General features: G+C 34.9%; 9 protein-coding genes. 8 read left to right on the plus strand and 1 reads right to left on the minus strand.

The genetic code is table 11. The features are described from left to right. Positions 1 to 50 precede the first annotated feature (50 nt). The 6 genes from ACTJJ9_RS07170 (at position 51) to yihA (ending at position 9,989) form a co-directional block, all read left to right on the plus strand. Entirely contained in the window at positions 51 to 1,058 is a 1,008-nt protein-coding gene (locus ACTJJ9_RS07170; RefSeq protein WP_233452226.1) for a tetratricopeptide repeat protein, read from the plus strand. Positions 1,059 to 1,415: 357 nt separating this feature from the next. Then, on the plus strand, positions 1,416 to 2,705 hold the full coding sequence (gene tig, locus ACTJJ9_RS07175; RefSeq protein ID WP_145582182.1) for a trigger factor: 1,290 nt from the start codon (positions 1,416 to 1,418) through the stop codon (positions 2,703 to 2,705). 583 nt (positions 2,706 to 3,288) lie between these two features. Next, positions 3,289 to 4,554 carry an ATP-dependent protease ATP-binding subunit ClpX gene (gene clpX, locus ACTJJ9_RS07180; RefSeq protein ID WP_095300589.1) on the plus strand — a complete coding sequence of 422 codons (1,266 nt, stop codon included), beginning with the start codon at positions 3,289 to 3,291 and terminating at the stop codon, positions 4,552 to 4,554. Between the two features lie 454 nt (positions 4,555 to 5,008). Continuing rightward, a complete protein-coding gene (gene lonB / locus ACTJJ9_RS07185) occupies positions 5,009 to 6,688 on the plus strand; it encodes an ATP-dependent protease LonB (RefSeq protein WP_145582181.1) in 1,680 nt (559 codons plus the stop codon). A gap of 392 nt (positions 6,689 to 7,080) precedes the next feature. After that, the gene (lon, locus tag ACTJJ9_RS07190; RefSeq protein WP_440768579.1) at positions 7,081 to 9,405 is read left to right on the plus strand and encodes an endopeptidase La; all 2,325 of its coding nucleotides are present in this window, start codon (positions 7,081 to 7,083) and stop codon (positions 9,403 to 9,405) included. Beyond that, a complete protein-coding gene (gene yihA / locus ACTJJ9_RS07195; protein WP_095300586.1) occupies positions 9,402 to 9,989 on the plus strand; it encodes a ribosome biogenesis GTP-binding protein YihA/YsxC in 588 nt (195 codons plus the stop codon). The genes lon and yihA overlap by 4 nt, the downstream gene beginning before the upstream one ends. A gap of 163 nt (positions 9,990 to 10,152) precedes the next feature. Here yihA and ACTJJ9_RS07200 read toward each other — a convergent pair whose 3' ends face one another. Continuing rightward, positions 10,153 to 10,638, minus strand: coding sequence for a LiaI-LiaF-like domain-containing protein (locus ACTJJ9_RS07200; RefSeq protein ID WP_145582179.1), 486 nt, complete (start codon positions 10,636 to 10,638; stop codon positions 10,153 to 10,155). 404 nt (positions 10,639 to 11,042) lie between these two features. Between ACTJJ9_RS07200 and hemA the strand changes: the two genes are divergently transcribed. Both hemA and ACTJJ9_RS07210 read left to right on the plus strand, forming a co-directional pair. After that, the gene (gene hemA, locus ACTJJ9_RS07205) at positions 11,043 to 12,392 is read left to right on the plus strand and encodes a glutamyl-tRNA reductase (protein WP_145582178.1); all 1,350 of its coding nucleotides are present in this window, start codon (positions 11,043 to 11,045) and stop codon (positions 12,390 to 12,392) included. Positions 12,393 to 12,411: 19 nt separating this feature from the next. Continuing rightward, positions 12,412 to 13,242 (plus strand): cytochrome c biogenesis protein CcsA, encoded by an 831-nt coding sequence (locus ACTJJ9_RS07210; protein WP_145582177.1) that lies wholly within the window; start codon positions 12,412 to 12,414, stop codon positions 13,240 to 13,242. Positions 13,243 to 13,286: the final 44 nt, after the last annotated feature.

The following is a 13,286-nucleotide window of genomic DNA, read 5'->3' on the forward strand; positions in this document are numbered from 1 at the left end:
TGGGGATTGGTAAACTTGTAGGAAAAAGAAAGCTTCCTGGAGTTGACCATATGGAACAAAAAAATAATAGTAAAAATAAAGTGATACCGTTTCCGAATTTAAAAGAACGATATCTTGAAAAGGGAATGGATTTTTTAAAAGAAAAAAAGTTTCATGATGCACTTGCTATGTTTTCAGAAGCTAAGGACATTAATGAAGAAGAATCAGAAGTCTTGCTAGGAATGGCAATATGTTACATGGAGCTTGGTGAATTAATAGAAGCAAAAAACATTTGTAAAAAAATGTTGCTAGAGGACATTGGCCATTATTTTACTGTTTTGCAAATTTATTTAACGATACTTATTCAGCTTCGTGAATATCAAGAAGTTCAATCAACCATTGAAGCTGTTTTAGAAGAAAATCATTTACCAGCAGAAAGTGCAGAGCATTTTTATAAACTACTTGAATTTAGTAGGAAGATGACAGAGGATGAAGGTAATATAGTAGAAGAAAGTGAACATGAAGAGATTAATACGTTCAATAGTTTAGAAAATCCAAATAACCAAATAACCTTTATTCAGTCACTTAGAGACCGTAATATTAGCAAACATTTCCGAACTCTTGTGTCATTATTAGAAAATGACGCAACACATCCGATAGTAAAAACGATGATTTTACATTTAATGTTTGAAAATGAAGTTGAAAAGGAAGTATCTGTTACAAAATTTGGTGAAACCATTCAAGTCATTCCAGCTAAGCTTGAGGATATAAACGAACAAATGTTTACGAAAAAAGTATTATCCCTTTTAGATGATACTTTAGGTAATGAAAATCCAACATTATTCGAGGCAGTTAAGGAGCTTTGGATTAGACATTTATATGTTCTTTATCCTTTATTACCAAAGCCGACAGAGGCAAAAATATGGGCAGCAGCCTTACATGTTGTAGGCTATGAACTACATGGGATAACGATTGAAGAAGAGGAAATACTCTCAATTTACGATTGCCCTAGTACTTTAATAGAGGATGCATGTAAAAAAATATACGAAATAGAAGAAATTTCTTATCTGCAAATATAATGCTATATGTTGAAAGCAAACTATTCTATGTTATAATAAGATGGTTGCAAAATAGTGATCATCGTATAGTAGGTCTTTTTCTTATGGACAAAAATAGACCTTCTTTTTTATCCTGTTCCAAAACGTCAAGCATTTACTTGACAATAGGGACCCGATAAATGAAACAGATAGTTTGGAATGAATTCTACTATTTGTTAATTTATGCGAAATCCTTTAGCATGGTTAGTATTCGGTTATTTTTACCGTACATAAAAAAACAGGTATACAAATTAGGTGAATGATTAATATGGACAAGTTACCATAATTTACCTATCACTTATTCGCACAAATCATTATAGATTTTTGGAGGGAACACATATGTCAGTAAAATGGGAAAAGTTAGAAGGGAACGAAGGCGTTCTTACGGTTGAAGTTTCTGCAGAGGACTTCTCTAATGCATTAGATGAGGCATTCAAAAAAGTAGTTAAACAAGTATCTATCCCTGGTTTCCGTAAAGGGAAAATTCCACGTGGAATGTTTGAACAACGCTTCGGTGTTGAATCATTATATCAAGATGCATTAGATATTATTTTACCTAAAGCATATCCAGATGCAATTGATGAGGCTGGTATTGAGCCAGTTGACCGTCCTGAAATCGATGTAGAGCAAATCGAAAAAGGGAAAAGCTTAATCTTCACTGCAAAGGTTACAGTAAAGCCTGAAGTGAAATTAGGTGAATATAAAGGTCTAGAAGTTGAAAAACTAGACGACACTGTAACTGATGAAGATGTTGAAAATGAATTAAAGCAACTTCAAGAACGCCATGCTGAGCTTGCAGTTAAAGAAGAAGGTACAATTGAAAACGGTGATACAGCAGTAATTGATTTCGATGGCTATGTTGATGGTGAAGCTTTTGAAGGTGGAGCGGCTGATAATTACTCTCTTGAAATTGGTTCAGGCTCATTCATCCCAGGATTTGAAGAACAACTTGTAGGATTAGCTGCAGGTGCTGAAAAGGATGTAGAAGTTACTTTCCCAGAGGATTACCATGCTGAAAACCTTGCAGGTAAGCCAGCTGTATTTAAAGTGAAAGTTCATGAAATTAAAACAAAAGTTCTTCCAGAATTAGATGACGAATTCGCGAAAGATGTTAGCGAAGATGTTGAAACTCTAGAAGAATTAAAAGCTCAAACAAGAACTCGTCTTGAAGAAGCGAAGAAAACAGAAGCTGAAAATCACCTCCGTGATACATTAGTTGAAAAAGCTGCTGAGGGTGTTGAAGTAGATATTCCACAAGCGCTTATCGATAATGAAATTTCACGCATGATGCAAGAATTTGAGCAACGTTTACAAATGCAAGGTATGAATCTTGATTTATACTTCCAATTCTCAGGTCAAGATGAAGAGGCATTGAAAGCACAAATGAAAGATGATGCTGAAAAACGTGTGAAATACAATTTAACGCTTGAAGCAATTGTTAAAGCTGAAAATATCGAAGTATCTGAAGAAGATGTAGAAGCTGAATTAACGAAAATGGCTGAAATGTACAATATGCCAATTGAAAACATTAAACAAGCTCTTGGTGGATCAGCTGAAGGTCTAAAAGAAGATTTAAAAGTACGTAAAGCAATCGATTTTCTTGTAGAAAATAGCAAAGTTGTTGCATAATAATAGTATAGAAACAAGGCGCGATGGGATCGTGCCTTGTTTTGTACAAACATCCATGATAAGTTGGAAATTAGAGCCAAAGTACCTACTCAAAAACTTCAGCATAAGTTTATAAAAGTTTGCGAGAAGTTATTATAACTTGAATTGAATGTCCATCTTCAGCATCTAGTACCTCTTTAGTTAAAACTACATAAGAATTGAAGAAAAAGCATACTAACTAGACGTTAAGTGTCATTTTTGCCAAATGTTTACGAAGGCGCTTCCGTTTTTCTAATGTTTTAATTATATTCCTTTGGGAATGATATAAGAAAGCCTATTCATACATACACTAGTGTTAAACTGAAATAGAGCAATCTATTGTAAAAATAAGGATATAGGATTTAAATGTAAATGTTTTTGCTTTATGAGTTGGATTATTTCCTGTTTCCTACTTACTTATGGTAAAATGCAAAATACATACCTGTTATAACTTTTATTTCTTTACATAAAAATGAAGAAATAATTCCGACCTTTTTTTAGATAGATGTTTAATCGGTTGGGTAGAATTGACTTTAAATGAGATAAAGATACAAGGGGTGAAACAATGTTTAAATTTAACGACGAAAAAGGACAGTTAAAATGTTCATTTTGTGGTAAAACTCAAGATCAGGTACGAAAGCTTGTAGCTGGACCTGGCGTTTATATATGTGATGAATGTATCGAGCTTTGCACTGAAATCGTAGAAGAAGAGTTAGGTACAGAAGAAGAAGTTGAATTTAAAGATGTTCCAAAACCAAAGGAAATTGATGAAATTTTGGATGAGTATGTAATTGGTCAAGAGCAAGCTAAGAAATCATTAGCTGTTGCTGTGTACAATCATTACAAACGAATTAATTCAAATAGTAAAATCGATGATGTTGAGCTTTCAAAAAGCAATATAGCAATGATTGGACCGACTGGTAGTGGTAAAACTTTGCTTGCTCAGACATTAGCGCGTATTTTAAATGTACCTTTTGCAATTGCTGATGCTACGTCATTAACAGAAGCAGGCTATGTTGGAGAAGATGTCGAGAATATTTTATTAAAATTAATCCAGGCTGCAGATTATGATGTAGAAAAGGCAGAAAAAGGGATTATTTATATCGATGAAATTGATAAGGTTGCACGAAAATCTGAGAATCCATCGATTACAAGAGATGTTTCTGGTGAAGGTGTTCAACAAGCGTTACTTAAAATTTTGGAAGGTACAGTCGCAAGTGTACCGCCACAAGGTGGAAGAAAACATCCACATCAGGAATTTATTCAAATTGATACAACAAATATTCTCTTTATTTGTGGTGGAGCTTTTGACGGAATCGAACAAATCATTAAGCGTAGACTCGGGAAAAAAGTAATTGGCTTTGGGTCTGAAAATAAAAACGCAGATTTAGATAAAAAGGCACTTCTTTCACAGGTTTTACCAGAGGATTTATTAAAATTCGGTTTAATACCTGAATTTATCGGACGCTTACCTGTAATTGCAAGCTTAGAGCCTCTTGATGAAGATGCGTTAGTCGAAATATTAACAAAACCAAAAAATGCGTTAGTTAAACAGTATCAGAAAATGCTTGATTTAGATGGTGTTGAGCTAGAATTTGAAGAGGGTGCTCTTCTTGAAATTGCGAAAAAAGCAATTGAACGAAAAACAGGTGCCCGTGGTCTTCGATCCATTATTGAAGGAATTATGCTTGATATGATGTTTGACTTACCATCAAGAGATGATATCGTCAAAACGATCATTACAGCAGAAACAGTAACTGGAAATACTCCACCTAAACTTGTTTTAAAAGATGGTACTGTTATTCAGGAAGATAAAAAAACTTCTGCATAAAAGTGGAAAAAGGAAAGCTGGATTAATCTAGCTTTCCTTTTTTTGTGTGATTAAGTTAAAGGCTATTGTTGATTGAAACACGCAGGCGATCTAAGATTTTTCTTCGGCCTGAGTGCCTGCTGGTCCCGCATGACACGCTTCCCTAAGTAGGTCTGTAATGTAATAAATCACCAACTACTTTTACATTTGTTTTTAATAGAAAATAGTTGAATACAATGATTTTTCTCCTTCTATAACATTTTCTTTTGTATAGAAATAATGTTTATTCCTGTGAAACCTCGGAGATACTAGCTATAAATAACCGCTAACTTAAAGAGTGAAGATAACTTACATATTTGCCTAGCATATGGCAAGCATTTGCTTGCCTTTTGTCACCTTTATTTCGAGACGAATGATTCGTACATAAAGAATGTAAATGTAGCGGTAAGCAGGACATCTAGCAGGAGGGACTACAATGAGTTGGACGAGTATTGCATTGTTTATTCAATTGTTTTTTGGAATTATTATTGGAATGTATTTTTGGAATTTATTAAAAAGCCAAAGAACACAAAAAGTTTCAATTGACCGAGAATCTAAAAAAGAGATGGAACAATTACGGAAAATGAGGTCGATTCGATTAACGGAGCCTTTAGCTGAAAAGGTTAGACCAAAAAGCTTTCAAGATATCGTTGGACAAGAGGATGGGATTAAATCTTTACGTGCAGCACTTTGTGGCTCGAATCCTCAGCATGTCATAATTTATGGACCACCAGGAGTTGGAAAGACTGCAGCGGCAAGACTAGTATTAGAAGAGGCAAAAAGAAATGTTCGCTCACCTTTTAAAGAAAATGCTGTTTTTGTTGAATTGGATGCGACGACAGCAAGATTTGATGAAAGGGGTATTGCTGATCCTTTAATTGGCTCAGTCCATGATCCAATTTATCAAGGTGCAGGTGCAATGGGGCAGGCAGGAATACCACAACCGAAACAAGGTGCTGTCTCACATGCACATGGTGGAGTACTATTTATTGATGAAATTGGGGAGCTACACCCAATCCAAATGAATAAATTATTAAAGGTTTTGGAAGATAGAAAAGTATTTTTGGAAAGTGCTTATTACAATGAAGAAAATACACAGATTCCTACTCATATACATGACATTTTTAAAAATGGATTACCTGCTGATTTTCGATTAATTGGTGCGACGACAAGAACACCTAATGAAATACCACCAGCAATTCGTTCGCGCTGTCTTGAAGTGTTTTTTCGAGACCTTGAACAAGATGAACTTGCAATTGTGGCAAGAAAAGCAGCAGACAAAGTTGAAATGAACGTAACAGATGAGGGGATTCAACTGTTGACGTCATATGTACGAAACGGTCGTGAAGTTGTGAATTTGATGCAAATCGCCACTGGAATGGCGTTATCAGAAGATAGAAACGAAATCACAGTTGAGGATTTAGAATGGGTTATCCATTCAAGTCAATTAACACCTAGAAATGAAAGAAAAATCAATAAAAAGCCTAAAATTGGTCTTGTGAATGGCTTGGCCGTTTATGGACCGAATACTGGAGCATTATTAGAAATAGAAGTGACAGTCATTCCTGCTGAAAAGGAAAAAGGCACAATAAATATTACTGGGATTGTAGAAGAGGAAAGCATCGGAGATCGTTCAAAATCAATTAGAAGAAAAAGTATGGCAAAAGGATCAATAGAAAATGTGATCACTGTTTTACGCTCTATGGGGGTCCAAGCTAGTGATTATGATATCCACGTAAATTTCCCAGGTGGTACACCAATCGATGGTCCATCAGCAGGAATTGCAATGGCAACAGGTATTTTCTCGGCTATTCATAAAATAGCGATCGACAATACGGTTGCTATGACTGGTGAAATAAGTATACACGGTAGTGTAAAGCCAATTGGTGGTGTCATACCGAAGATTAAAGCTGCAAAAAAGGCAGGAGCTACGACGGTGATTATCCCTGAAGAAAATATGCAGTCAATATTAAAAGAAATTGATGGGATAATAATTGTACCTGTTTCAACATTACAGGAAGTATTCGATTTAGCTCTCGTTAACCCACCTACTGAAAGAACAAGTCCATTACGGCAAGAGCATTCTCAAATCTTTCCCCAACAGGAATCAGTATAATATTAATTGCGGACAGTCTAAAAAGAGCCTTAGTTCCCTTTGGACTGTCCGTATTTTTTATGAATTAGTAAATGATCCTGTTGTTTTACTTTTGGTGCGAAGGGGTATGTAAGTATCAGCCTCATCTCGTATTACTATTGGCCTACAAAAGGTATTATTAATAAATAACATATAAGTAAATGATCCTGTTAATCTTTTCTCGGCAATTCTTAAGTTTGTACTAAATTTTCCATTATGTGAGCTTTTTTAATTTTATAAGTTAATTCTTTTTCAAGTTGCCCATTATAGGGTATACTACCTAAATGAGGAAAGTGGTTACAAATAGACACCTGTAAAAGAATAAGATAGAATTGTACAAAGAACTAATTATTATGTCATGGAGGTATAAACGCATGGCGAAAGCAAATACACGAATTGTACCCCTCCTACCATTACGAGGCTTGTTAGTCTATCCAACAATGGTACTTCACCTTGATGTAGGAAGGGATAAATCTGTACAAGCCTTAGAAAGAGCTATGATGGATGAAAATATCATTTTCTTATCGACTCAAAAGGAAATCGCAATTGATGAGCCGAAAAAAGAGGATATATATGAAGTTGGTACGTTAACAAAAATTAAGCAAATGTTGAAATTACCTAATGGAACTATTAGAGTACTTGTCGAAGGCTTAGAGAGAGGAGAAATCCAACGCTTTGTAGAAGAAGATGAATATTATTCAGTAGAAGTTGCTATATACAAGGATCCAGAAGCAAAAAGTGTTGAAGAAGAAGCATTGATGAGAACAATGCTTGAATATTTTGAACAATACATAAAGCTTTCTAAAAAAGTGTCTTCTGAAACATATGCAACAGTGTCAGATATTAATGAACCAGGGAGAATGGCTGATATCATTACCTCTCATTTACCTTTAAAGCTTAAGGAAAAACAGGAAGTTCTAGAAACATTGGATATAAAGGAGAGACTTAACAAAGTTATCTCAATTATTCATAATGAAAAAGAAGTCCTCCAACTTGAGAAAAAAATCGGTCAGCGTGTTAAGCGTTCAATGGAGCGTACGCAAAAGGAATATTATTTGCGTGAACAGATGAAAGCTATCCAAAAAGAGCTTGGCTATAAGGAAGGTAAAGCTGGTGAGGTAACAACAATTACTGAACGGATTGAGCAAGCAGGAATGCCAGAAAATGTTAAGGTGGTAGCATTAAAAGAATTAGAAAGATATGAAAAAATCCCTTCTAGTTCTGCTGAAAGTGCGGTCATTCGCAATTACATTGAATGGTTATTATCTTTACCATGGACGAAAGCAACCGAAGATCGTCTTGATATTAATATCGCAGAACAGATTCTTGATGAAGAGCACTACGGACTTGAAAAGGTAAAGGAAAGAGTCATTGAATATTTAGCTGTCCAGCAGTTAACAAAGTCATTAAAAGGTCCAATACTATGCTTAGCAGGTCCTCCTGGAGTTGGAAAAACTTCACTAGCACGATCTGTCGCTAAGTCTTTAAATCGTAATTTTGTCCGGATTTCCCTAGGAGGTGTAAGAGACGAGTCTGAGATTCGCGGACATCGTCGCACATATGTTGGGGCAATGCCAGGGAGAATTATTCAAGGTATGAAGAAAGCAGGAACAATTAATCCAGTCTTCTTATTAGATGAAATTGATAAAATGTCTAGTGATTTTAGAGGAGATCCTTCTTCAGCATTACTTGAAGTATTAGACCCGGAACAAAATCATAGCTTCAGTGATCACTATATTGAAGAAACGTATGATTTATCAAAGGTAATGTTTATTGCAACAGCAAATAATTTAGCAACGATACCAGGACCATTACGTGACCGTATGGAGATTATTACAATTGCTGGTTATACAGAGCTTGAAAAGGTTCATATTGCGAAAGATCATTTGTTGCCTAGACAATTAGAAGAGCATGGATTAAAAAAATCTCACCTGCAAATTCGTGAAGATGCTATATTAAGTATTATCCGTTATCATACAAGAGAAGCAGGTGTACGTAGTTTAGAAAGACAGTTAGCAAAAATTTGCCGTAAAGCAGCAAAGTTAATTGTTAAAGCTGAACGTAAAAAGATTATTATTACTGATAAGAATCTACAGGACTTCTTAGGGAAAAACATTTTCCACTATGGTCAAGCAGAGTTAGAGGACCAGGTTGGTGTTGCGACAGGCTTGGCCTATACAACCGTTGGTGGTGATACATTATCAATAGAGGTTTCAGTTGCTCCCGGGAAAGGCAAGCTCATTTTAACTGGTAAACTAGGAGATGTCATGAAGGAATCAGCACAGGCAGCCTTTAGTTATATACGCTCAAGAGCTGAGGAACTTAAAATTGATGGAGATTTTCATGAGAAAAACGATATTCATATTCATGTTCCAGAAGGAGCGGTTCCGAAAGATGGTCCATCAGCAGGTATCACGATGGCAACTGCTTTGATTTCGGCTTTAACAAAAAGACCTGTCCGTAAGGAAGTAGGAATGACTGGCGAAATTACTTTAAGGGGGAGAGTCCTCCCTATCGGTGGTTTAAAGGAAAAATCATTAAGTGCTCATCGCGCGGGATTAACAAAGATTATTATCCCTAAAGAGAACGAAAAGGATTTAGATGATATTCCAGAAAGTGTTCGTAATGATCTTACGTTTGTACTCGTATCCCATCTTGATGAAGTATTAAAACATGCGTTAACAGAGGAGAAACAATGAAAGTAACAAGTTCTGAAATAGTCATTAGTGCGGTTAAGCCCGCTCAATATCCGGAAGGGGATTTACCGGAAATTGCTTTATCTGGGCGATCGAATGTCGGGAAATCCTCCTTCATTAATACTATGCTGTCTCGTAAAAATTTAGCTAGAACGTCATCAAAGCCAGGTAAAACACAAACATTGAATTTTTATATTATTAATGAAATGCTTCATTTTGTTGATGTTCCTGGATATGGGTATGCTAAGGTAAGTAAAAAAGAGCGTGAAGCGTTTGGGAAAATGATCGAAACATATATCACTACTCGTGAGCAACTACGAGCTGTTGTGCTATTAATTGATGTTCGCCATCCACCAACAAATGATGATGTACTTATGTATGGATTTTTAAAACATTACCGAATACCTGCAATTATTGTTGCGACAAAGGCAGATAAAATTCCAAAGAGTAAATGGCAAAAGCATGTAAAGGTTATAAAAGACACTTTACAAATGGAAAAAACAGATTCCTTCGTTTTATTTTCCTCTGAAACTGGTCAAGGAAAAGACGAAGCTTGGAAAATTATACTTGAATATACGGAAATTTAAGAGAGAAATTCTGGCTTGAAAAATTTCTTGAATGAAAGCCGAACATTGAAAAAAGTGAATACATTAAAAGAAAAAATCCGAACTAATATGAAAATCAAATTAGTTCGGATTTTTCTTTGGCTGAAAACCTTTTGTCCCGCCCTTGTATCGACATTGCCATTATTTATTTCTTTTTTAAAAATACAATGACAATCCCAACAATAATCAGTAAGAATGGCCAATACGTCTCAATTAACAATACAACACTTTCAACAATCGATAATGATTGAATAATGGATTGTAAGAAATGTAGGAACAAGCCAATTATCAAAAGTGATAACCCTTGTCCATAACCTGATTTCGTTTTAACTGATGTTAATAGCATTCCTATAGCTAATATAAAGAGAAACGCAGCTGGATGGTCAGGCCATCCTTGAATTTTTGTAAACAATAGAAAATGTAGTCCAAGTCCAACTAAGAGGATTCCAGGCAATATCGCTGAATTTTCCTTTTCAAAATGACCACTTATTAAAAAAACGGCACCTAATAGGATAAGTAATACTTGCCAACTATTTTGGTTTTCGAATAATTGAATATTTAATTTTTGGATAGAATAAAAAATGCCAATGGCCAAAAGAGTGATTCCTGGGAAAAGTGAAATTTTTTTCATTTTTACACCTCATTACATATGTCTTATCAATTTCATCAACTTATCTCTTCGTTACCATTAATTTGAAAATCTATATATGTAAGATGGTAAGCTGATAGGAATAAATACGCAGTCATGTGTGATATCAATCACTTGATAATATGCATATTATTTGGTATCGTACAGAGAGAATAGTTTGAGGATCGTGTCAAAACTTGTAGGTTTTCCCTGAGAAAGAATTCCTACTTAGAAAGTATTCAGGATGATAGACAGAAAGCAAGTTATCATACGAAAAAACATGGTGCTTTTGCTTATTTATCATACCATAGAGTTTCGGATACTGTTCACATTTTTGTGGAAGTGAATTTATGAATGAATGTTATACTAGATTATAAAGATCTTTGCATGTGGGGGTGTAAAGGGAAATGCATATAGTTGTTGTCGGCTTAAATTATAAAACAGCCCCTGTTGAAATTCGCGAAAAGCTTAATTTTCAACCAGATGAGCTTGCTGATGCGATGAAACAGCTAAAAAATGAAAAAAGTATACTAGAAAATGTCATTGTCTCGACCTGTAACAGGACTGAAATTTATGCAGTGGTTGATCAGCTTCATACTGGTCGTTATTATATGAAGAATTTTTTAGCAGATTGGTTTGGGATGGACAAAGAGAAGATTACTCCATACTTAACAATATATGAACAAGATGGGGCTCTTGAGCATTTATGTCGTGTTGCATGTGGCTTAGATTCAATGATACTTGGCGAAACACAAATATTAGGTCAGGTGCGCACAAGTTTTTTACTTGCTCAAGAAAATCACACAGTAGGTACAATCTTTAACCAACTGTTTAAGCAAGTCATTACATTAGCAAAAAGATCACATTCTGAAACAGAAATTGGGGCGAATGCTGTTTCAGTTAGTTACGCAGCTGTTGAACTAGCAAAAAAAATCTTTGGTGAGTTAAAGACAAAACATGTTCTTATTCTCGGAGCAGGGAAAATGGGCGAACTTGCAGCACAAAATTTACATGGTAGTGGTGTTGGACAAGTTACTGTAATGAATAGAACTTTGCAAAAGGCTGAAGAACTTGCTACTCGTTTTAATGGGGAAGCAAAGGGAATTAACGAGCTTCAATGCGCACTAATCGAAGCGGATATTTTAATTAGCTCAACAGGTGCTAAGGAGTTTGTTGTAACGAAGGAAATGATGACCCATGTAGAAAAAATGCGAAAAGGTCGTCCATTATTTATGGTTGATATCGCGGTTCCACGTGATCTTGATCCACTGCTTGCCGAATTAGAAAGTGTTTTTCTATACGATATTGATGATTTACAAGGAATTGTAGAGGCAAACTTAGAAGAACGGAAGCAGGAAGCTGAAAAAATTGAACTATTGATTGAAGCGGAAATTGTTCAATTTAAACAATGGGTTAATACGCTAGGTGTTGTTCCGGTTATCTCAGCATTGCGTCAAAAGGCTTTATCTATTCAGGCTGAAACAATGCAAAGCATAGAGAGAAAATTACCTAATCTATCAGAACGTGAACGGAAAGTTTTAAATAAGCATACGAAAAGTATTATTAATCAATTGCTAAGAGATCCAATTGTTAAAGTAAAAGAATTGTCAGCAGAGGCTAATGCTGAGGAATCTTTGGAATTATTTATGAAAATCTTTAATATTGAAGAAGCTGTTGAAGAACAAGTACAAAAAGAAAGAGCGGAGAAGCAATCATTGCTTACAAATGACCGCCTTGATGTTTCACTTCAACCGTAAGTGAAAGGAACATTTTTATATGGGGATGAGTTTAACAAGGATTAATGAAGTTACGATTATTCTTTATGCATTATGTGTCCTTTTATATTTTATAGATTTTCTTAATCATAACCGGAAGGCAAAGAATATCGCCTTCTGGTTACTTTCTATTGTTTGGCTTTTACAAACAATTTTTTTATTTGCTCACATGTATGAGACAGGGAGATTTCCTGTTTTAAATGTGTTTGAAGGTTTATATTTTTATACTTGGGTTTTAGTTACTTTATCTGTTGTCTTAAATAAATTTTTGAAAGCAGAGTTCATCATCTTTTTTACGAATGTCATTGGTTTTATTATGATGGCTTTACATACTTTTGCACCTTCACAATATGTTTCAGCTGCAGTATCAAGCCAGCTTGTATCGGAACTTTTATTAATTCATATTACGATGGCAATATTATCGTACGGTGCCTTTTCTCTATCATTTGTTTTTTCGGTTTTGTATTTAATCCAATACAATTTGTTAAAGCAAAAAAAATGGGGAAAGAGACTACTTCGGATAGAAGATCTAGCAAAATTAGATCATATGTCATATGTATTAAATGTTATCGGTGTACCGATGCTGTTATTAAGTTTAATTTTAGGGAGTATTTGGGCATACATAAAGCTTGAGCAATTTTTTTGGGCTGATGCAAAGGTACTAGGTTCATTTCTAGTAATGGCAACTTTTGGCTTTTATTTATATATGAGAATCGTAAAAGACTTACAAGGAAAGTCAGTGGCTTTAATGAATACGGCAGCTTTTCTTGTATTGTTAATAAATTTCTTCTTATTTGGAAGTTTATCAAGATTTCACTTTTGGGATCCATAAGAAAAGACCTGCTTAAAAAACTTAACCATTAGATATATTCATCA

The sequence above is a fragment of the Metabacillus sp. 22489 genome (assembly GCF_052044855.1).
Taxonomy (GTDB): domain Bacteria; phylum Bacillota; class Bacilli; order Bacillales; family Bacillaceae; genus Metabacillus; species Metabacillus niabensis.

Coding starts and splice junctions, on each gene's coding strand:
- ACTJJ9_RS07170 (WP_233452226.1), top strand. CDS start 51: ATGGAACAAAAAAATAATAGTAAAAATAAAGTGATACCGTTTCCGAAT.
- tig (WP_145582182.1), top strand. CDS start 1,416: ATGTCAGTAAAATGGGAAAAGTTAGAAGGGAACGAAGGCGTTCTTACG.
- clpX (WP_095300589.1), top strand. CDS start 3,289: ATGTTTAAATTTAACGACGAAAAAGGACAGTTAAAATGTTCATTTTGT.
- lonB (WP_145582181.1), top strand. CDS start 5,009: ATGAGTTGGACGAGTATTGCATTGTTTATTCAATTGTTTTTTGGAATT.
- lon (WP_440768579.1), top strand. CDS start 7,081: ATGGCGAAAGCAAATACACGAATTGTACCCCTCCTACCATTACGAGGC.
- yihA (WP_095300586.1), top strand. CDS start 9,402: ATGAAAGTAACAAGTTCTGAAATAGTCATTAGTGCGGTTAAGCCCGCT.
- ACTJJ9_RS07200 (WP_145582179.1), bottom strand. CDS start 10,638: ATGAAAAAAATTTCACTTTTCCCAGGAATCACTCTTTTGGCCATTGGC.
- hemA (WP_145582178.1), top strand. CDS start 11,043: ATGCATATAGTTGTTGTCGGCTTAAATTATAAAACAGCCCCTGTTGAA.
- ACTJJ9_RS07210 (WP_145582177.1), top strand. CDS start 12,412: ATGGGGATGAGTTTAACAAGGATTAATGAAGTTACGATTATTCTTTAT.